21 protein-coding genes are annotated in these 20,667 nt (G+C 49.3%); 6 read left to right on the top strand and 15 right to left on the bottom strand.

Annotated features, from left to right (window positions below; translation table 11 throughout):
* Positions 1-433 precede the first annotated feature (433 nt).
* The 6 genes from AB8S08_RS11510 to AB8S08_RS11535 form a co-directional block, all read right to left on the bottom strand.
* Entirely contained in the window at positions 434-946 is a 513-nt protein-coding gene (locus AB8S08_RS11510; protein WP_369742834.1) for a hypothetical protein, read from the bottom strand.
* 25 nt (positions 947-971) lie between these two features.
* A complete protein-coding gene (locus AB8S08_RS11515; RefSeq protein WP_126767187.1) occupies positions 972-1,208 on the bottom strand; it encodes a hypothetical protein in 237 nt (78 codons plus the stop codon).
* A 159-nt stretch (positions 1,209-1,367) separates the two neighbouring features.
* Positions 1,368-2,675 (bottom strand): primase-helicase family protein, encoded by a 1,308-nt coding sequence (locus AB8S08_RS11520; protein WP_369742835.1) that lies wholly within the window; start codon positions 2,673-2,675, stop codon positions 1,368-1,370.
* Between the two features lie 311 nt (positions 2,676-2,986).
* Positions 2,987-3,181, bottom strand: coding sequence for a hypothetical protein (locus AB8S08_RS11525; RefSeq protein WP_369742836.1), 195 nt, complete (start codon positions 3,179-3,181; stop codon positions 2,987-2,989).
* A complete protein-coding gene (locus AB8S08_RS11530) occupies positions 3,174-3,431 on the bottom strand; it encodes an AlpA family phage regulatory protein (protein WP_369742837.1) in 258 nt (85 codons plus the stop codon). The genes AB8S08_RS11525 and AB8S08_RS11530 overlap by 8 nt, the downstream gene beginning before the upstream one ends.
* Positions 3,432-3,522: 91 nt before the next feature.
* Positions 3,523-4,116 carry a hypothetical protein gene (locus tag AB8S08_RS11535; RefSeq protein ID WP_369742838.1) on the bottom strand — a complete coding sequence of 198 codons (594 nt, stop codon included), beginning with the start codon at positions 4,114-4,116 and terminating at the stop codon, positions 3,523-3,525.
* Positions 4,117-4,301: 185 nt separating this feature from the next.
* Between AB8S08_RS11535 and AB8S08_RS11540 the strand changes: the two genes are divergently transcribed.
* Complete coding sequence (locus AB8S08_RS11540) at positions 4,302-5,696, top strand: HNH endonuclease family protein (protein WP_369742839.1); 1,395 nt, start codon at positions 4,302-4,304, stop codon at positions 5,694-5,696.
* A gap of 43 nt (positions 5,697-5,739) precedes the next feature.
* On the opposite strand, the gene AB8S08_RS11545 is transcribed toward AB8S08_RS11540, so the two are convergent.
* Together AB8S08_RS11545 and AB8S08_RS11550 are read right to left on the bottom strand one after the other, a co-directional pair.
* A complete protein-coding gene (locus AB8S08_RS11545) occupies positions 5,740-6,930 on the bottom strand; it encodes a tyrosine-type recombinase/integrase (RefSeq protein WP_369742840.1) in 1,191 nt (396 codons plus the stop codon).
* 173 nt (positions 6,931-7,103) lie between these two features.
* Positions 7,104-7,967, bottom strand: a complete 864-nt coding sequence (locus tag AB8S08_RS11550) for a YicC/YloC family endoribonuclease (protein ID WP_369742841.1) — start codon at positions 7,965-7,967, stop codon at positions 7,104-7,106.
* Positions 7,968-8,084: 117 nt separating this feature from the next.
* Here AB8S08_RS11550 and rph point away from each other — a divergent pair, with 117 nt between their 5' ends.
* Together rph and pyrE are read left to right on the top strand one after the other, a co-directional pair.
* On the top strand, positions 8,085-8,798 hold the full coding sequence (gene rph / locus AB8S08_RS11555; protein ID WP_313932956.1) for a ribonuclease PH: 714 nt from the start codon (positions 8,085-8,087) through the stop codon (positions 8,796-8,798).
* Between the two features lie 76 nt (positions 8,799-8,874).
* Positions 8,875-9,519: an orotate phosphoribosyltransferase gene (pyrE, locus tag AB8S08_RS11560; protein WP_110075614.1), complete on the top strand. Its 645-nt coding sequence runs from the start codon at positions 8,875-8,877 to the stop codon at positions 9,517-9,519.
* 97 nt (positions 9,520-9,616) lie between these two features.
* On the opposite strand, the gene AB8S08_RS11565 is transcribed toward pyrE, so the two are convergent.
* Positions 9,617-11,308: a cyanophycinase gene (locus AB8S08_RS11565; RefSeq protein ID WP_369742842.1), complete on the bottom strand. Its 1,692-nt coding sequence runs from the start codon at positions 11,306-11,308 to the stop codon at positions 9,617-9,619.
* Positions 11,309-11,445: 137 nt separating this feature from the next.
* Here AB8S08_RS11565 and AB8S08_RS11570 point away from each other — a divergent pair, with 137 nt between their 5' ends.
* From AB8S08_RS11570 to AB8S08_RS11580, 3 genes are read left to right on the top strand one after another with little or no spacing between them, the layout of a single operon-like run.
* Positions 11,446-12,942, top strand: coding sequence for a hypothetical protein (locus AB8S08_RS11570; protein WP_369742843.1), 1,497 nt, complete (start codon positions 11,446-11,448; stop codon positions 12,940-12,942).
* Between the two features lie 38 nt (positions 12,943-12,980).
* Positions 12,981-13,445, top strand: coding sequence for a tRNA (cytidine(34)-2'-O)-methyltransferase (locus AB8S08_RS11575; protein WP_369742844.1), 465 nt, complete (start codon positions 12,981-12,983; stop codon positions 13,443-13,445).
* An 8-nt stretch (positions 13,446-13,453) separates the two neighbouring features.
* Entirely contained in the window at positions 13,454-14,347 is an 894-nt protein-coding gene (locus AB8S08_RS11580) for a cation diffusion facilitator family transporter (RefSeq protein WP_369742845.1), read from the top strand.
* Here the strand turns inward: AB8S08_RS11580 and AB8S08_RS11585 are convergent.
* From AB8S08_RS11585 to AB8S08_RS11610, 6 genes are all read right to left on the bottom strand, one after another.
* Positions 14,344-15,339: an alpha/beta fold hydrolase gene (locus tag AB8S08_RS11585; protein WP_369742846.1), complete on the bottom strand. Its 996-nt coding sequence runs from the start codon at positions 15,337-15,339 to the stop codon at positions 14,344-14,346. The two genes, AB8S08_RS11580 and AB8S08_RS11585, sit on opposite strands and share 4 nt — an antisense overlap.
* 36 nt (positions 15,340-15,375) lie before the next feature.
* A complete protein-coding gene (locus AB8S08_RS11590; RefSeq protein WP_369742847.1) occupies positions 15,376-16,758 on the bottom strand; it encodes a sensor histidine kinase in 1,383 nt (460 codons plus the stop codon).
* 12 nt (positions 16,759-16,770) lie between these two features.
* Entirely contained in the window at positions 16,771-17,448 is a 678-nt protein-coding gene (locus AB8S08_RS11595; protein WP_110075621.1) for a response regulator transcription factor, read from the bottom strand.
* Between the two features lie 85 nt (positions 17,449-17,533).
* On the bottom strand, positions 17,534-18,988 hold the full coding sequence (gene ntrC / locus AB8S08_RS11600) for a nitrogen regulation protein NR(I) (RefSeq protein WP_369742848.1): 1,455 nt from the start codon (positions 18,986-18,988) through the stop codon (positions 17,534-17,536).
* Complete coding sequence (gene glnL, locus AB8S08_RS11605; protein ID WP_369742849.1) at positions 18,985-20,070, bottom strand: nitrogen regulation protein NR(II); 1,086 nt, start codon at positions 20,068-20,070, stop codon at positions 18,985-18,987. The genes ntrC and glnL overlap by 4 nt, the downstream gene beginning before the upstream one ends.
* Positions 20,057-20,641, bottom strand: coding sequence for a DUF4124 domain-containing protein (locus AB8S08_RS11610; protein ID WP_369742850.1), 585 nt, complete (start codon positions 20,639-20,641; stop codon positions 20,057-20,059). The genes glnL and AB8S08_RS11610 overlap by 14 nt, the downstream gene beginning before the upstream one ends.
* Positions 20,642-20,667: the final 26 nt, after the last annotated feature.

Consider the following 20,667-nt stretch of genomic DNA (forward strand, 5'->3'; position numbering starts at 1 on the left):
TGAGCTTGTGCTTTCTCGCATAATCCAAAATCAAAACTTCTAGCATGGAAGCTTGAGAACGTCGCTCTCTGAGAGCTGCAGCCCTTAGTAACTCTTTGACCTCTGCAGATGTGCGAAAAGACAAGGTTTCATCTTTTGTTCTCGTCATTACCAACCCTCAGTAACTTTTTGAGACCCAATGTACTGCGTTATGCTTACAAGATCTATAACCTTGCTTCTTTTGTACAGTAAAATCCCAACACCAAATATTAAACCCGATTATCAAATCTAGCGTTGTTCCCGCATGCCGCACTCCCACCCTAACCTAAATTAAATTCCTCTTAGATTTAGTACGATGTGGGCGGGATAGGCATAGGTTTACATAAAAGCACCCTCCCCATCGGAAAGAGTGCTTTCTGACCAAAATCAATGGCTGTGGTAGAGGTGGGACTCCTCAATCAACACTTTTTACAGCGCTTATAAAACGCTTCATCGCATGATAGGCCTTAGTATCGCCGGAAGCATCAATAATGCGGTCTTCTCGCGTTCCTGTTGGCGTTTCGATGCGTAACCATACGCGCTTGGCTTTGGTTAGTGCTTCAATGGTTTCGAGTGTTGTGCGAAACCCTTTTGTCGAAGTTCGAACACCTGAGCTAGTTTCTTGGCCAGTAAGCAGGTCCGCTGGCTCAAGATCTACAATTTTACCGTCAATGTTTAGTTGGGCGTCCAGAATAGCCACCAAGTCCATAAAGTTGGCCACTATCAGAAAGGCTTCATCTCCGTGCGCCTCGTTCCATTGTGCTCCCAATCCAAGACAGGCGGTCGTGCAAGCCGCACCATGAGGGGCAATTTCGACTAAGGTGCTGTTATCAAATCCACTCGTGTATATATCAGGTCCCGTTCCAGAAGTGGTTGAACATGCGGTTAGAAGAGTGGCTAGAGTCATTGTTATCATTGTTTTTCTCATGAGCGTTCTCCGTATTAACTTTCTTTTACTCTTTGTTCTCTTGTTCGTTGTCATCGCCGACGATTTCAAATGCGATTGGCATGGTGAATTTCTCCCGCTGGCTTGGGTCACAGCCTTGCACCCAGTCCGATTCATCAAAGTCGTCTCGCATATCGCGTTCACGATCGGCTGCAAACCTTGCCTCGACCTCCTCACGGGTTTGGCCCGTCAGTCTTAAGTATTTTTCGATGTACTCTTCTGACATTTGTAAAACGTGCCACATGTTCGTTCTCCTTATTTTGAGCATGCGTTAACGAACACCGAAACCTAGGAGTATTGCTATCGTTTGGATAGCTCAGAAGAAACGCGTTACCTAAAACGATGCAGCGTTCCAAGTATTGGTGTTCCAGCTACATCATTATCAATAACGCGCACTAGTCAACTAGTCGAAGAGGTCATGTGGTTCAGCACAGATAAGCCTTGCGAATCGCTCGCGCATATCATCAACGCTGCCAAGTTCAAAATACCGACCACCTCGATCTGACCGACCATAAATTTGCTCTGCGATCTCTTTGAACAACTTGCCCACCGAGCTGCTGGCACTGCCATAACTCACGTCATGATTATGGCTCTCACACCAGTGCATAAAGTCGTTGATGGCATCCGTAGACAATATTCTTGCTCGGCCTGCAAAAGGTGTCTCACTGCTTAGGTTCTGATACGCATATTGGTATATCAATGGCATGGCTTGCAGCTTTTGCTCCATTAGTGCCGATGTGGTCGGTGCTTTGTATGGGTTGAACTCGCTAATATCGAGCTTTAACAAGTAATCCATCAGAAACGACGTTCCGCCATTTTCTAGCCACTGGTGTAGCTTACTGAAATAGCGCTGGTCTTGTGCGTATTCAACCGACGGCTCCAGCACCAAGTAACGCCGTTCTTTTAAGCCAGCTTTCAACACGAAATCGCGGTTACTTGCAAATATCAACCGCGCATAGTTGGGTATCGCTATCGGTTCGAGTCCTTTGCGTTCCAACTGCACAATTGGTTCGCTGATGAGCGCCTTGAGTTTATCGGCTACTTGGCTCGATGAAAGGTCCACTTCGTCAGCAAATATCAGTAGCTTGTTTGCTATCACGCTATTGAACTGTCCGGTTATGTGATGATGCCCGTTTATATGGGCTCCCTGAGCGCCTACCATCGCCAACAAAGGCTTCACCATGGTGCCTTTCCCGGTACCCTCCACCGAGCGTAGCAAAATCGCTGTAGTCGGCTTTTCGTCCGGTTTTTGCAGCAGGTGCGCCATAAACTGAATGAGGTAGTGGTAGGCACGTTCATCGCCTGCGCATATCACGTGCTTCAAATGATTTAGGTACAGCTCGCAGCTTCCCGGTAACGGCATCACATGCGATGCTGTATAAGTATTAAATACGCTGGCAGGGCATTTCTCGGGCTTGGGGTAAAAGCCGATGCCATCGGGTTTGAATGATTTACCGGGCCACATTAACCACGCTTTTCCGGCACTCTTACCTGCAACTTGTGGCAAGTGGCGAACGTAGTTGATGAATTCCTCCATCGACAAAAAGACGAAGTTTGCGCCGTGCACTGGGCACGGCTTTACCGTCACTATCTTGTTCTTATTGCCAAACAATACATGGGTGAATGTTTTGTTCAGATTTTCCAGTTGCGTAAGCTCTGCCGAACTTAATTCTTTGCCGTCAGAGAGCACGCGATGATCAAGCTGCTCCACGATCTTTCTCCTCTAGCTGGCGCAAAAATTTTAACTTCCGGCGCAGTTCTTGATGAATGCGGTGTAACGTCTGTTGGTGGAACATTAGGGAGCGTTCCATTAGCGACATGCGAATGCGCTTGAGCCAGTCTCCGGTAGCTTGAATCGGGTGGTTGAACTGATGTGCCACTACGCCCGGTTGTGACGCAATTGCACACAAAAACCAGCCAAACTTGCTCGGAACGATGGTTATTGCGAGCCAATCCGGACTTCCGCCCGGCTGGCTTAGCAGAAATGAATGGGGTCGACCGTCGGCGATTAAGATCAATCGGTTAACGCTGTTCACGAATAAGGTCCTCCAACGTTAAACCCGCCTCATCAAGTTTCTTGCGGATCATGTTGAGAATGTCGAGCACATCGTTATGCGTGATTGGGAACTCGCCATCGGCTCCGGCATTAAACAGCAGCTTCACAACGAGGTTGGCTTCGTGAATGTGAAACTCTACCGACTCGTACTTGTTATTCATCGTTGAAACCCTCCAAACCTGGGTTCCGCTGATTAATGAACAGCAACAAGTCAGAAAGCAGCCAAGCCACGCTATTGTTGCCAAGAATGCGACGTTTCGAGTGCTTACCTTCGCGCTCTAGCTGTGTGGTTCGGCTGCGAGAGAGCGTCGTGATCCGCTTGCGCTCCTGTTCGCGCACAAGGCGCTCGGTTTCACCATATGCCTCAAGCAGCGCTTGGCGGATTTGATTAGGTTTTGGTAATGACTTCATCGTTTTCTCCTGTATTGAAGCTCAGGAGAAGTTTCTTGAGATTACTCAAGTGAAGCGGCGTAAACATGCTGCGACATGTTTACATTGACCTTCAATAAAGCCTACTGGGGTCCACATAAATATTCTTTAAACGGTCAAAGATAAGGCGGGCTTGTTCATATGGAATTTGCGGGTCTTCGCTGAGCGAATCGAGCATAACTTTTACTTCCTTATGACGCCTTATTCGGGCACGTTCTTTTCTATTAAGTTGATCCAGTGCGGCGGCACTTCGATAACCGGAAAGTTCAGGGAAGTCAGTACTTACTCTTTCAAATGTTGCCTTCTTATCAGTCTCTCCAACGGCACTGCTATTTTTCCGTAATATTAAGTGGAGTTCCTCAGTATCAATTACCGACTCAGACTTCATTCGACCTTTGTAACAAAGCCCCTGAATAATTGCTCTCGCCGGAACTTCCTGCTTTACAATAGCTTGAAGTAAACTAGCCACATATTGCTGTACTGAGATCGGTGCTACGATCCCACTTTTCGTTTTCGTGCAATAGAAATCCAATAAATGGCGATGCGAGATCTCGACCCCCTTATGCGCTTCGAACAGCAGAATACCTAACGACTCTCCATTGAAATACTGTTCTGATAGAGGTTTGTAATCTTTTTGGAAATTAAAGGTGATCAAGTTAATCGACATACAAAACTATCTCGCTAGCTCTAACACATAAATAATTTCAATGCATTTATGACAAAAAAACTAATTTTCAGTATCCTTAATTAGCTAACCAAAGCCTTTATCTTTCTGGGGCTGCTTGTAAAAATGATAATCTTAACATTACTTGTTTACGAAGTCGGTGAAACCAATCCCGATAAGGATATTAGATGGCATTTAATCCAAAATCAGAATACACAATTGTACCGAAGGAATTCGGTATTAAAGACTTTTTTGATTACCAAGAAGACTTCGTTACACGCCCTCCTTACCAACGGAAAGTTGTTTGGTCAAAGAAGAAGAAACAAGCTCTAATGGATAGTCTATTCCGACGATACTATGTCCCGAAATTAGTTTTGAGAGAAATACGACTTTCCGAGACAAGTACCTTAAATGAGGTAATCGACGGGCAACAAAGGATAACTGCAGTTCAAGATTTCTTTGCAGGTAAATATCCTTTACCTAAATCACTTGAGGATTTGGACTCGAGCTTACCCGGCAAGTTTTACAACGATCTGGATTCTCATGTCAGAAAATTCATTAATAAATCTCTTAAATACCAAGCGGACATAATCAAGGATATCGAAGAGCCTCAAAACGTATCTCATCAAATTATTGCGACCGAGATTTTCTGGAGACTTCAACAAGGCGAAAGTCTTAACTACATGGAGGTCGCACATGCGCAACTATCAAGCCTCACACGAAACTTCATTGTCAAATATGCTGATGATCAAGGCTTCGACTATGAAAACTATACCCCCATTGATTTTAACGGAAGCAAACATAAATTCTTCGAACTTCTGAGTGTCGATAACAATCGAATGAAACATCTCCAATTCATGGCTCGCTTCCTGATGATCGAGCAAGGTGGAGGCTATGCTGATTTGAGCGATCGGAAAATTGAGGACTTTATCAACCAAAATAAAGTCCCTGATGGCATTGGCAACCTGAGTTTTGAAGAAACAAAGGAAGCGAAAGTAGTTTTGAGTACACTCAACACCTTTTACGAAATATTCAAAAGCGATCCTATGCTTGACGAAAATTCAGGAATTAAAGAGCTATCGGTAGAGTACTTTATTATTTCCGTTTATATATTAATCAGGCATTTGAATCGTTTTTACGTGATCGACGAATCCGCTCAAGAAAATATAAGGAATTTTGTATATCAATTTCACGAGCGTTGGAAAAATTATGACGAAGCCCTCGATACAGACCTAATGAGCTTTTCCAACCATCGTCAACAGGGCGAACGAGAGCTTGAAGTGAGAGACATAATCATTCGTCAGGCCTTTTTCGATTACCTATTGAAAGCCAATTTGTCGATCTTAGCGAAAGATACAAAACGTCACTTTTCCGAAGCCGAACGAATAACAATATTCCGGCGAGATAAAGGATACTGCCAACAGTGCCTTCGCGAAGGCAAGCCAGACCACGAAGCAAGAGTAAGTTGGTCCAAATACCAGGCCGATCACGTTGTTCCCCACGCCAAAGGAGGAGAAACAACTATCGACAACGGTGAACTATTGTGTGCATATCATAATCAATCTAAAGGCGCCCGTATTTAGACTATGAGAAGTCAACGGGTAATAATCCTTACCCGTTGAGCCTTCAACAATTCACCATCGGCGCAATTACCTCGCTCAATTTCTCATACGCGGTTTTGCGCTCATCAAAATAATCGTAATGGTCATACACGCCTTCCACGCCACGAATCTTGTGGTTCAGGCAGCGCTCGCTCACGTGCGGCGGAACGCCCATGCTGGCCAGTAGGGTTTTCGTGGTGCGGCGAAGGTCGTGAATAGTAAAAGGTTCTAGCGCCAGCTTCTCTTTACGAAGTAACTTTGCCAGTGCCGCATTTAATGTGTCGGGTGACACATGCGGTCGCTTGCTGGCGCGTCGGCTTGGGAATACATAGTCGGAACCGGCAGCGCGAACCTGCAGTTCCTGCAACCAGTCGTAAACAGGGTCCACCAAGGGTACACGAATCGCTTTCCCGGTTTTACTGCGGTTGCTTGGCATGAGCCACTCCCGCTCGTTAAAGTCGATCTCGTCCCAAGTGGCAGCCATGAGCTCCATTTTGCGGCACCCCAAACAAACCAGTAGCGCAACGGCAAGGTAGTTCTCCCGCGTGATCTGGTCTTTGTATTTGCGCATGGTGCTGAACAAAATTTCTAGCTCTTTGAAGGTGAGCGCTCGGTCACGGGGTTTCTCGGTTCCGCCCGCATCTTCATAACGGAACGGCTCGGCAGGGTTATTTGTCACTTCACCGAGTTTCATGCCGTGTTGGAAAATACGCTTAATGTAATGCAGCGCGTCATTGGCGATTGCAGGTCGGCCCGATGCGCGTATTTTCTTCAATAGGTTATTAATATCGATGGGACGGATCTTGTCCGGTGGCAAGCCACCCAGCTGTGGATCTATGTCGTTGTTGTAGACGCGTCGATAGATGTGTCCGGTTTTAATTCGGTCGTCTATATCGTCTAACCAGTGCTTCGCAAGATCCCTAAACAGCTTAAACGGCTTCTGTTTTACCTGCTTTTTTGTCTCTTGTGGATCCAAGCCTTGCTTGGCTTGGTAACGAATTTGGGCGGCTTGGTGTTCAGCTTCAGCAAGTGATAGGGCGGGGAAAGCAGGGAGTAATCCCATAATTCGTCGCCGACCATAAATGCTGTAGCGAACCTCAAAAGTTGCGGTACCTGAAGCACTTATGCTAAAAATTAAACCGTTACCGAGAAACGTTCGGCCCTCTTCGCCTTGCTTCCAGATTGCGTGGAGTTGTTTGGTATTTAACTTTGCCATTCACGTAAATCTCAAAATGGATCCAAAAATCGGAACATGGAGTGGGAACTCCAGTTTTTGGATCCATTATTGTATCCATTTGGACTGTTTACGCTAGTGATCTTGGGGTATCTTGAGGCAATTATTTTCAGCTAAGTTATTGATTTATATAATCACCAGATACCTACAGTGCATCATTCTATATTTTGGATCTGCTCCCGCATCTGCTCAATTAACACCTTCAACTCTACAGCAGCTGCCGTAATGTCAGCGTTAATTGACTTGGAGCCCAGAGTGTTCGCTTCGCGGTTAAATTCTTGCATCATAAAATCTAAGCGGCGGCCGCAGGCTCCGCCTTTGCGTAGTATTTTGCGGGTTTCGATAACGTGGGCGTTTAGGCGGTCTAGCTCTTCGGCGACGTCCACTTTTTGCGCTAGCATCACCATTTCGGCTTCAAGGCGGGTTGGGTCGAGTTCTACGCGGGCCTCTTCAAAGCGCCCTAGCAATTTATCGCGCTGCCACTGCAATACCTCTGGCATACGGCCGCGCACAAAAGTTACTTGGGTAGAAATACCTTCAAGGCGCTCTTCAATCATGCGCTCAAGGGCTTTGCCTTCGCTGCCACGGTTATCAATGAATTCGCTCAAACAGGCGTCAAACGCACCTAGTACGTCAGCTTGAATGGCATCCATATCTTCTTCTTGCTGAGCGACTACGCCCGGCCAACGTAGCACGTCTAATGGGTTTAGTTGCGCGCTCGAGCTTTGGTTGGCGACCCAATTTGCAGAAGAAATAACGCTACGTGCTAGTTCTTCGTTGAGGCTTAAACCGCCTTCGGCTTTTTGCTCAATGTGTAGGCGCAAATTGCACTCTACTTTGCCGCGCTGCAGCTGCTTACGCAGGCGATCGCGCAGGCTGTTTTCTAATGAACGAATTTGCTCTGGTAACCGAAAATAAGTTTCTAAAAAGCGTTGGTTTACTGAGCGCATTTCCCAGGTGGCGGTGCCCCACTCTGCTTTGAGCTCATGGCGCGCATAGCCGGTCATTGATTGAATCATTGGTATTCCTTAGGTTTGTAATACGGATAGTTTAGCACCTCTCGCAAAGCAACGGAATTTCACATCCATATCTGATATAATCGCCGCCATTATTTTTGCGCAGCAGAGGAATTCAACATGCGTCCAAGTGGTCGTACAGCCCAACAGATTCGCCCGGTAACTATTACCCGGAATTTTACTCGCCATGCCGAAGGTTCGGTGCTGATTGAGTTTGGTGACACTAAGGTGTTGTGCACCGCTAGTGTGGACCGCAATGTACCGCGTTTTTTAAAGGGCAAGGGTCAAGGTTGGGTCACGGCTGAATACGGTATGTTGCCGCGGTCAACGCACACGCGCATGGACCGTGAGGCGGCGCGTGGCAAGCAAGGTGGTCGCACGGTAGAGATTCAGCGTTTGATTGGCCGCTCGTTGCGGGCTTGTGTGGATATGGCGGCCTTGGGTGAGAACACCATTACCATCGACTGTGATGTGCTGCAGGCTGATGGTGGTACGCGTACGGCATCGATTACCGGTGCTTGTGTGGCGTTGGTGGATGCTTTGAACTGGATGCGCAAAGAAGGTTTGGTTAAGACTAATCCGCTGAAGGGTTTGGTTGCTGCAGTTTCTGTAGGGATGTACGAAGGTAATCCGGTAGCTGATTTAGACTACCCAGAAGACTCAAAAGCTGAAACCGACATGAACGTGGTGATGACTGAAGCTGGTAAATTTATTGAAGTTCAGGGTACCGCTGAGGGCGAACCCTTTTCGAGCGAAGAGATGAACGCTATGCTAGACCTCGCCAAACACGCCATCCGCGAACTGATGGACTTACAAAAGCAGGCTCTGGCTTAAACGCCCCGAACAGCGAAGCGTACGAATCACGAACAGCGCAGCGCACGAACAACGAATAACGAATAACGGCTCTTATATGAAACAGTATCAAAAAGATTTTATTGAATTTGCCATTGCACGTGGTGTTTTAAAGTTTGGTGAGTTTACGCTGAAATCTGGGCGTACTAGTCCGTATTTCTTTAATGCTGGACTGTTTAATAAAGGCTCTGATTTGGCACGCTTAGGGCGTTTTTATGCGGCAGCGTTACAAGATAGTGGGGTCGATTATGATCTGCTGTTTGGCCCTGCTTACAAAGGTATTCCTATTGCGACTGCAGCAGCTATTGCCTTGTATGACACCTATCAAAAAGACGTGCCTTACTGCTTCAACCGTAAAGAGAAAAAAGATCACGGCGAAGGCGGTAACTTAGTGGGTTCCGCTCTTACTGGGCGAGTGATGTTAGTCGATGATGTGATTACCGCTGGCACCGCTATTCGTGAGTCTATGGCGATTGTTGAAGCCAATGGCGCAGAGCTGGCTGGGGTATTGATTGCCTTAGACAGGCAAGAAAAAGGTCAAGGTGAGCTGAGCGCCATTCAAGAGGTTGAGCGCGATTATCAAGCGCAGGTGATTAGCATTGTGAAGTTAAACGATGTCATTGCTTACGTTCAAGACAACCCCGATTTAGCTGCGTTTTTGCCTGCAGTAAAAGCTTATCGTGCGCAGTATGGTGTGGCTTAATCAGTCCACCTGAAAGTAGTTCTAATCTAGCAATAAAAAAGCTGGTGGCTTGAATAAGTCCACCAGCTTTTTTCATTTCTCTGCAACCCTGTGTTGGTTAAAACTTCTCTGGCTGCCACGATATACCCATGCGGGCATTCATCACTTGGCATTCGCCGCCAGATTTCTGTCGCTGTGTGGCATCATCGGCAATCACCATCAAGCGAAATTCGTTTTCGATCAGATTAAACTGGTCGCGTTGTTGGCAAATCAATCGTAAGGAGTCTACCGCACCGCGTTTGTTCAAGAAACGTGTGGTGGGGTCTTCTTGCACCACATTATCGCGTTTGGCAAAGGTCACGTTGCTAATATCGTTGTCAACAAACTGTCCGCTGGCACCTGCGGTCAGGTAGTGAAACGCCGATACTACTGAATGCTCCACTTGTTGCGGGGCTGGAGCAAAGAAGACGCCGCGCTCACCAAGCACGGTAAAGGCGCCGCTATGAACGTTCACGGCTAAGGCTGTGCGCGCATCGATGCCCACGGCAAGCGGCGTAGCGGTGGTGGCCGCAACGCTTAGTAAGCGCCCATGCCGGCCTAAATCGGAGAATTGTCCGTCTAAGCTAGCAAACTCGAACAAACCTACTCCGCCTAAAGGGTGATAGCTGACGCTATCTTGATTCATGTTGCGTGGACAGCTGTCGTCTTTGTTGCAGGCAAAAGGTGGAGCTTCGCCAGCAATGGCACCGCTTCGCAAGGCTTCGGCACTGGTGCCGCTGGCCACCATGGCGCGCGCGGTGAGTGCGTTCATAGCATCGCTGGTTGCACCCACTACTAATCGGTTCGCTTTCATTTTTAGATAGATGGACGTCATGATGTCGGTCGGCTGACTAAGCGGATTTAATAATGCGGCTCGCACTAGGCTCGGGTCGTTACCCACAATAAATAAGCCGTCGGCTTGGTCAATCATTTTGATGCCAGCTAAGGGGCTGTTACAAAACTCTAGCTGCTGACGATGTTTATCAGCATGTACGCGAGCCCGATGCCAAGTACCGAGTTCGGTTTCGCGCAGGGCTTCTAGCTCGTTACATTGTTTGGTGCGCTGCGCGGTATTCACTGCTGCATCTAGGGGTAGCCACTGTACGTTAGCGCCGGCTTGGGCAAATCCACTCAAAAAAGGTTCAACGGCGGTAAAAGGGTCTCGCGCTCCAACCGCAGCAATCACTATGGTAGGTACTTTGTCGTCTTTGGATTGTGCTTGTTTCACCAAGCTTGCTTGGCGAATAAACGCCTCAAGAATGTCGCGTTTGGCAGGCAATACCAGCTCATCCAAGCGTGCGGTATCCGTTTTGCCTTGTGGTACCGGCATCTCTAAGTGATCAACCACTAGGTTCCATTCGCGCTCGGACAAATTGTCATACAAATAACGGGTGGCGCGCCGCGTAAATTCTTCTAAAAAGACCCGCTCTGGTACGATATCTTCGTTGAGTCGGTTGCGAATAATAACAATGGCATCAGCTACATCATCACGGGTTTCGCGTCGATGTTGCGGCCAGCGTTCGTCAGCTAGCAGTGGCTTCACGTACTTATCCGTGAGGTTGAGGTAGCGATCCGTACGCATGCTGGTGTTATCAATCCAGTTGGTATCATCGCAATGCTGCCAAGCCATGCTACTACACAGCGCAAGTTCGTCGCCTGCTAAAAAGAGCTGGTATTCGGGGCCTGCTTGTTGCGCTAAGCTGCTACTCGGCAAGCCGGCACTCACACTGATGCCGATGGCTGCTAGCCACGACCACATATTTGGTTTCATACGTCTACTCCCACCATTGAATGGCGCCCAAGCTAACGAGTTAGGCGCTTACAGTCAATTAAGTTTAGCTGTTATTGGCATTTTGACCTGATATACTGCGGAAGGTTTAATTTTTCATGGCTGGATAGGTGTTGCTGATGGGGTTTGCCACAATCACAACCACACACACTGTTAGCTCTGCTTGGCAGCGCGCTAGCGGCCTGCTGGTTGCTGCGCTCCTAGGTACCTTGCTGCTGACATTAGCCCTACCTGCGGCCCAAGCAGCCCAGGCGACGGCAAATGTAGCCGCCTCAACGCCGCCTCAGACCTTGGTATTTCGTGCGCCCGAGCCTGGCCCCCTCAGCCATGCGTTGCAAGAGATTATGCAAGAAGCTTATGCCCAGCATAACGTGCAAGTTAAGTACGTGGAGATGCCGCGTACGCGCAGTTTAGTTGAAGCCAACAACGGCCGAATTGCTGGCGAGCTAGGGCGCTTACCTGATTTAGACGAGAATTATCCGAATTTACGACGCAGCAGCTTTCCGCTGTTTGGTTTTCAATTAGTGCTGGTTGCCGATCGTCGTTATTGCGGCGTGTGTAACTTGCAGGATGTCGAAAACCTAGCCTACATCAATGGTCAACAAGGGCCGGTGCAACTGCTCAAACAGGAGTCTTTTAAGGGCCCGACGGTACAGGCTCAAGACTTGCACCAGTTACACTTGATGTTTAGCAATAATCGGGTTCGGGCGCTGCTCATCAACGATTTTGAAGCACGCCAATTAGGATATTATCAGCAAAAACATTTGGTGATTGTGCCACTCAAATACATCGTTGGTTATCACTACCTACACAAGCAGTATGAAGCCTTGCTGGCCAAGCTCGATAGCACCCTTGAAGAGATGCACGATAACGGTCGTATCACGCAAATTTTTAATGGCCATCAAGTGATTATCGAGCCGCTACAAGAGTTTAACCAGCCGCCCCATTTTCAGTTGGTGTCCGCCGCTGCCGGTTTATGGCGAACGCGCACCGCAGTAGATGGCTCAGGTCGTTATTGGGATATCATTCGGCACGTTTTTGAGCCCGTTACAGACGAGCTTGATTTACACACCAGTAGTTTTCAGCGTGCGGTATTGGGGCTACAAGATCAGCGCTTTGATATGCTCATTGGCAGCAATATAGAACAGGTTCGTGTGGATGCTATTAGCTCACGTCTGCATGTTGACTACGATTTGGATTTATATGTGTTTGCTCTCAATCAGCACAGCATCACCGCTGCCATGCAAGGCGCGTTGAAGCGCCCTGTATGTTTTGTTGCCGGGTATCATTATGAGCACTACTTTCCGACCGGCACATCATTTTACTATGGCAGCAACTCGCTGGATTGTTTTGTGATGTTAGATAAAGGACGGGTTGGCGCCGTGGTCACTTTCAGGGCCAATCAACCCGACTGGATTACTACGCCTTACCATGAGTTGAAATTACGTGAAGCGGATCCTATTCATGTGCTTTTTCATAATACCCCGCGCGGTCGCCTGCTGCGAGATTGGTTTGATACCCAATTTAGAGAGTTGGTGAGCTCAGGCAAGATTCGTCAGTTTTACTCTGAACCGGATCTTGAGCACGCCCAGTTAGATACTGACAAAGCTCGTTAGTAGCATCTGCTGCTAATGAGTAAAGAGAGTTCATTTGCATGTTTCATATTGCTTTGTTTAACCCGGTGATGGCAGCCAACACCGGTAATATTATCCGTTTATGCGCGAACAATGGCTGTACTTTGCACCTCATTGAGCCATTGGGCTTTGATTTTGAAGAGAAGAAGCTACGGCGTGCGGGGTTGGATTATCACGATTTAAGTCGGGTTGAACGCTATCCTGATTTTGCTGCGTTTAAGCAGGCTATGGGTGCGCGTACCATTTATGCCATTACCACCAAAGGAACTGTAGGTTATACCGAGGTGGCTTATCAGCCCGACGATGTGCTGCTGTTTGGTTCCGAGACCAGTGGCTTAGCACCTGAGGTGATGGAGCAAATTGCACCGGCCCAACGTTTGCGAGTTCCCATGATGCCCAACAACCGCTCGCTTAATTTATCTAACACGGCGGCGCTGGTGAGCTACGAAGCTTGGCGCCAGCAAGGATTTGCACAAGGACAATAGGTAACGCAATGCGTGATTATGGCTTCTGGGTAAAACTAGCAACGCGGGCATCGGTGTCGGTGGCACTGTTGTTGATTGTGGTTAAAGCCGGTGCTTGGCTGATGACAGACTCATCGAGTATGTTGGCCTCGCTGACGGATTCCATGCTAGATAGCTTAGCCAGCCTGTTCACCTTTTTCGCCGTTCGTTATGCTATTCAGCCAGCCGATAACGAGCACCGCTTTGGCCATGGTAAAGCTGAATCGCTAGCCGCGTTAGTGCAGTCGGCGCTCATCACGGGCTCCGCGCTGTTGTTGTTTGTGCATAGTATTCAGCAATGGGTGCAAGGCTCACCGGTGCAACAACACCAGATTGGTATCTATGTATCGCTATTTGCCATTGTCGCTACTTTAGCTTTGGTGATCTTGCAGCGCATTGTGGTAGCAAAAACGCAATCTAAAGCCATTGCTGCTGATTCGTTGCACTTTACCTCTGATTTAGCCTTAAATACCGCTGTTATTGTGGCCCTTCTTTTCAATGCCTATGGCATGGGCTGGGCGGATAGCGTGTTTGCTATCGGGATTGCTATTTTCTTGGCCTATGGCGCGGTGCGTATTGGCTGGGATGCGTTTCAAAGCTTGATGGATAGAGAGCTACCAGAAGCTGAGAAACAGCAGATTTTAGCTACCATTAAAGCGGTACCGGGGGTGTTGGGCGTGCACGATTTACGCACCCGCGCAGCCGGCCAAGTTCGCTTTGTACAATGCCATGTGGAGTTAGATGACCATTTGTCGATTCGCCAAGCTCATCACATTGCTGATACGGTTGAACGCCAGGTAGCGGCGCTGTTTCCGCCTACCGATGTGATTGTGCACATGGATCCACAATCGGTGGTACCAGATAACGGCGACACGCCTTTTTAGGGATGCGCTTGGTTAAACCAAGCTTGAATGTGCGTTAGCGCTTGTTGCCGATACGGGTCTGCTTCGATGAATAATTCATGCCGCGCTCCCCTTATCACTTCGATACGGCTAGCCGCATGCGGTAGTTGCTGCACAAACTGTTGTTGGCCTTGGTTATCGACAATGGTGTCAGCCCCAGCTTGTAAAATTAAGATCGGAATACTGATTTGCGCTGCTTGTTGCTGAGCTGCGCGCACAGCCGCAAAGGCCTGTGCTACCCAATTAAATGTAGGCCCGCCTAGTTGTACTTGCGGATGCTGATCGTACAAGTCACGGAACATCTGATAACGGGCTTCACTTTGCGTGAGTTCGTTTTCGTCAAAGGGCACCGTGCGGTAGTCTTCCATCCCAATAAAATACCAAGGCTTGCGCGGTTGTAACCACCGATTCAACAAGGCGCCTGATACTGCAATGGTTTGCGCTAGCCACTTGGGCGTACGGCCGGTATCTAGCCCCAACATAGGCGCTGAAAACACGGCTTTCTCAATCTTATGTTTGCCACGAGCTAGCATCAAGCTGGCAATAGCGCCGCCCATGGAGTGAGCCAGCAAGTATTGTGGCAACTGCGGACACAGTTCGGTGGCGGCGGCAGCAACGGCTTCAAGGTCGGTGACAAAATCTTCAAATTGGTCGATATGGCCATGGTGAGGATTATTACTTAACCTATCTGAGAAACCTTGGCCACGATGATCAAGTATGGCTACTGCGTAACCTTGCTGAGCCAACCACCAGATTAATTCTTGATATTTTAAGCCAGCTTCTACTCGCCCTGGGCTAATCAGCACCAAGGCTTTGGCTTGCTCCGGCTGATGCAAATACCAAGTTAAGTTTACCTTGTCAGGCCGCCTTAACTGCAGAGTTTGTACCTGCTGTTGCCAAAACGGAAGGATGGTTTGTAGATAAAAGCGCAGCCATTGAGGATCATTATCGGCTGGCACAGATTGCTGCGTCATTGCATGGTTACCGCTGGTTAACTATTGGGCCTCAACTTAGGCAGATGCTGCTTGTGCTGCGGTTTCATCCTCACTCACCAAGGGTAGTGTTACTGTCACTTCTAAGCCACCGTCAGGATGATTGCGCGCGCTCACCGAGCCGCCTAACACATTTGCTGCCCGTAAGCTTAACGCCATGCCTAGCCCAACGCCAGCTTTATGATGGCGCGAAGGGTCACCACGATAGAAAGGTTCGAACAGCTGCGCTAGTTGCTCTTCTGGTACGCCATCACCGTGGTCACGCACCAAGATAAAGCACTCGCTATCGCCAAGTTCGCAACTGATTTCAATACCATGTTCGGTATATTGCAGCGCATTGCGCACTAAGTTTTCTATCACTAGGCGCAACAGTTCGTCATCGCTAGCAGTAATCGGCCAATCACCATCTAGTACCGTCACCCGCTCGCCGTAGCTGGCATCTACGTAAGCCAAATCAGCCGCGAGCACGCGCATGAGTTCGCCGACATCAAGTTGTTCGCGCTGTAGCGGTACTAAGCCGTTTTCTAGGCGCGATAAAGATAAAATTCGCTCAATGATGGTGCCTAAGCGATCCACATCACGGGCCATCTGGCTTAAGTGCGGGTTGCTATCAGGGTTATCATCGTCTTGGCTCAGCATCAAGGCTACTTGCATTCGCGCCAGTGGTGAGCGCAGTTCGTGCGAGACATCACTCAATAAACGCCGTTGGGCGTTTCGTGACACAGTAAGATCGTGTGCGGCAGACTCCAATGAGCGAGCTAGTTCGCCCAACTCATCGGAACGTTTAGGGAGCTTTTTTAGATGCAGTTGCTCTGCACCTTCGGCAATTTCCTTGGTAGCAAAGGTGAGCCGCTTCAACGGCTGCACCAACCAAAAGCCAAGCAAGACGGCGATGAGCAAACTGCCAAACACCAAGGTTAGAGTTTGTGCTTGCTCTGATTGCTGGGCGTCGGCTTGTTGCTCTGCTTGCTCGGTTGCACTCAGCGGTCGAATCAACAGAATCTTTTGTTCGCCTAAACTAAAAGGCCCGATCAATAAGCCATTGGCGAGCCGTAATTGTTCGGGCTGGTCGGCGGCTAACTGGCTTAGCAGCACTTCGTAATGGGTACTGGCTAAATTAGGCTCAAGCTGCAAGCGGTTGGGCCCGGCCTCGGAAGTGACAGCCGCTGCCACTCGATACTGGGCTGCTACTAAACGCCCTGGCGATAGTGAGCTGAAGGTTGCTTGATCGGATAACAGCGGCGCCAAGGCAGTTTTGATACTGTCTTGTAAGGGTTCTGGCTGGGCTGGTTTGGCATACCATAGCGCTAATAGATAACCGCTGGTGGCTACCGCAAACAGCAGTAGCCAGAACAGCAGTAATAGTCTTAAAGTAAGCGATTGATACCAGCGAATAGCCATGCTGTCCCTAGCTTAGGCCAGTTGCAGCAGGCGGTAACCGCGGCCACGCACGGTTTGAATGCGCTCGGGGTTAAGCTCAATTTTTTTACGGATGTTGCTGATATGCACATCAAGGCTGCGATCAAATGGCGCAAGTTGACGTCCCAAAGCAGCTACTGATAACTGATCTTTGCTCACAACTTGGCCTTGTCCTTGCACCAAGGTTCGCAGAATATCAAACTCAGTCGGGGTTAATTCCAACTTAGCTTCATCGCAGCGCACTTCGTTTTGCTGAGGGTCGACCCAAAAGCCCGCATAATGAATAGGCTCAGGCACCACGGTGGTATTTGGAGTACGTCGCAATAAGGCTTTCACTCGTGCAACTAACTCGCGCGGGTTAAAAGGTTTAGGCAAGTAGTCATCAGCACCTAGCTCAAGGCCTTGTACGCGGTCATCATCATCACCACGCGCGGTTAGCATCAACACTGGGGTGCTGCGTTGCTGCTGGCGTAAGCGCTGTAATAACTGAAAACCGTTAATACCAGGCAGCATCACATCTAACAGAATGAGATGATAAGAGCCGCTAAGGGCACGCTCTAAACCCGTCTCACCATCGGCGGCTAAGGTTAATTGATAGCCTTCTTTGGTCAGAATCTGCTCCAGCATACTGCTTAATTCGGCATCATCATCTACTAACAATAACTTGGTCATGGTGTTGTTCCTGAGTTTTCTAGAAGTATAGTTTTCTTAATTATGTAAAGAAAGCTGGTTGCTTTACACAGGGTTTACCTTAACTTTACGCTTCGTTAAGTTTGCGCGCTAAGGTGTTGCGCCCCCAACCCAGGATTTTCGCCGCGTTTTGCTTGTGTCCCTGGGTATGTTCTAAGGCAAGCTCCAACGCCAGTTGTTCCACTTCTTTGCACAAAGGTGCCAAAATATCTTGCTCGCCGGCCGCGATGCGCCGCTTCAACTCCGTCTGAAGAACCACTTGCAGACCCAGCTCTGGCCCCAGCTCCGTAGCTGGGGCCGAATGTCTTTCGGCTTGCAGCTCGGGGGGCAGATCGCTTACTTCGACCACGGCGGCGGGGGCCATTACGGTTAGCCAGCGGCAGCTGTTCTCGAGTTGGCGTACGTTGCCGGGCCAAGGCGCTTGCTGTAACACTGCCATGGCAGCCGCGCTGATGCGCTTGGGTTGACCACCGAGCTCTTGAGCTGCTTGTTGCAGAAAGTGTTCCACCAATTGTGGAATGTCGCTACGCCGCTCAGCTAATGTCGGTAACGTCAATCGGATCACGTTAAGCCGGTGCAGCAAATCTTCCCGAAACAACCCGTCTTTGACTCGTTGTTCGAGATTCTGGTGGGTGGCTGCAATAATACGTACGTCCACTGTAACGGGTTCATAGCTACCGATAGGATAAAACTGGCCTTCTGCGAGTACTCGTAACAAGCGCGTCTGCACTGCCAACGGCATATCACCAATTTCATCTAAAAAGAGTGTGCCGCCATGCGCTTGCGCAAAACGGCCTTGGCGGGCATTGCTGGCCCCAGTAAAAGCACCTTTTTCGTGCCCAAACAGCTCAGCTTCTATCAAGTCAGCAGGAATCGCCGCCATGTTGAGTGCAATAAAGGGTTTGTGCGCGCGCGGGCTGTTGTCATGTAGCGCTCTAGCTACCAGTTCTTTACCGGTGCCCGATGCACCATTGATTAGTACCGTCACGCTAGAGTGCGAGAGCCGCCCAATGGCCCGAAACACATCTTGCATCGCTGGTGCTGAGCCAATCAAACCACGCAGCCCGCTGCTAGGTTCAACCGCGGTAGCTGGAGTGGGAGCTTGGCTGCGCTCTCTTTGTAAGGCGCGACTCACCGTTTGCACCACGTCGTTTAAATCAAAGGGTTTGGCGAGGTATTCAAAGGCACCACCCTGAAACGCACTCACCGCTGATTGTAAATCAGAATGGGCAGTCATCACGATTACGGCTAGCTCCGGATAATGATGACGCATATGCTCTAGCACCGCTAAGCCATCATCACCAGGCATCCGAATGTCACTTAACAGCACCCGCGGCTGGCTACTGGGCGCTTGCTGTGCCAAGGCCTGATACACACTGCTGGCATCGGCAAAACTGCGACAGCTTAAACCCGCCCGGGCGAGCGCCCGTTCTAATACCCAGCGAATGGAGCTGTCATCATCCAGAATCCAAATGTCCGCACTGCTGCTGCGGTTTGCTTCGTTGCTGCTTAGGTTGTTCATGTTAAGGTTTCTACATAGGGTAGATAAAGGGTAAATTCGGTGTGCCCTGGGCGCGATTGCAACTCAATCTTGCCACTATGTTGGTGCACGATATTCTGCGCTATCGCTAAGCCCAAGCCAGTACCGCCGGCTCGCCCACTTACCATAGGATAAAACAGGGTATCGCGGAGTGCTTCGGCAATACCCGGGCCGTTATCTTGAATCACGATCACCGCACATTGCCGGTAGCGCTTACCATACAAGGTTTGTTGGTGGGCGATGCGGGTTCGTAGCACAATCTCGCCACCAGCTTCTTGCGCCAGCGCTTCACATGCGTTCATGACAATATTGAGTAACGCTTGTTCAATCTGGTCTGCGGCCATGGTTAACTCAGGCAAACTTGGGTCGTAATCTCGTTGCCAACGAATCTGTTCGGCACCAGCTAAACGGGCCACTTGCAGCACCCGCTCGAGCACCGCATGGATGTTGCTGGGCTCTGGTTGGGGCAACTGATTTGACCCTAACATGCGATTAACCAAGGTGCTGAGACGATCGGCTTGGTTAATGATTAAATCGGTATACTCTTGTAATTCGGCATCATCAAGTTCGCTTGCAAGTAACTGTGCAGCACCACGCAAGCCACCTAACGGATTTTTGATTTCATGAGCCATGCCCCGCACCATGCTTTGTGCTGCCAGTAGTTGCTGCTGTTGTACGGTTTCTTGATTAATGCGTCTAATTTGGTCCATTTGCCGCAACTCAAGCAATACGCCAATGCGCTGCTGCTCTAGTTTCAGTGGCTGCGCAACTAGCTCGACCGTGATGCGTTGGCCGTCATGAAAAACTAAGGTCACGTCGCTGTCGGATACCGATTGGTCGTCATTGAGCGCTTGCTTGAGGGTGTTGGGGTCGATGCTGCTGTAGCTAAACAGACTAAAAAAATCCTGCTGTTGCAGCCGATTACGACTGCCATCAAGAAGCGCCTCGGCGGCGGTGTTCATGTAGGCAATACAATAATCGGTATCGAGTTGCACCACCGCGGTTAAGAGCTGATCTAAACTAGGTTGCACCACAGTGGTGCAATCAGCGTTAGTTGCCGTCATTGCCACCACCATCACCGCTAGTTGCTCCGGTCGCCAAGGCTGGGCTGTTGATATTAGCCCGCAGCACATACACCACAATAGTATCTGAGCGCGATACTTCGTTACCTTCGGCATCAAGCACCCGCAGTTGCAAGCGCCGCTCGCCGCGGTCGATATCGGTTAGGGTCAGTTCGGTTTGGCTGGACCCCTGCCAAGCAATGCGCTGATCAACTCGCAATTGTAACTGATAGCCATCGGGTAGTGGGTTGGGTGTGGTTTGCCACCGCACCGCAACTGAACCATCGTTGGCACGCACCGCGGCTTGTTGCGCGGGCGCAATAATCTGGGCCATGGGCGCTGCGGCATCAGTAACCGTTGGCATGGCAGTTTGAGTTTGGGTAGTAACCGGGGGGTGCGTGGTGAATTCGGTGACTGGCACCGGCTGTAGGTTAATCACTTCAGCTTGGGGTAAGGGTTGATCCGAATATGTGACCGAGCCATCAGCATTTTGCCGTTTGTAAACTTGCTGTGCCGCTGCAGTTGAAACTGCAACGGCCAGCATTATCACAACCATGAGGCGGCTAATAAGCATCGGTCCTCCTAGGTTCAAACCTCAGC

This window comes from Pseudidiomarina sp. PP-1MA (genome assembly GCF_041200125.1).
GTDB classification, from domain to species: domain Bacteria; phylum Pseudomonadota; class Gammaproteobacteria; order Enterobacterales; family Alteromonadaceae; genus Pseudidiomarina; species Pseudidiomarina fusca.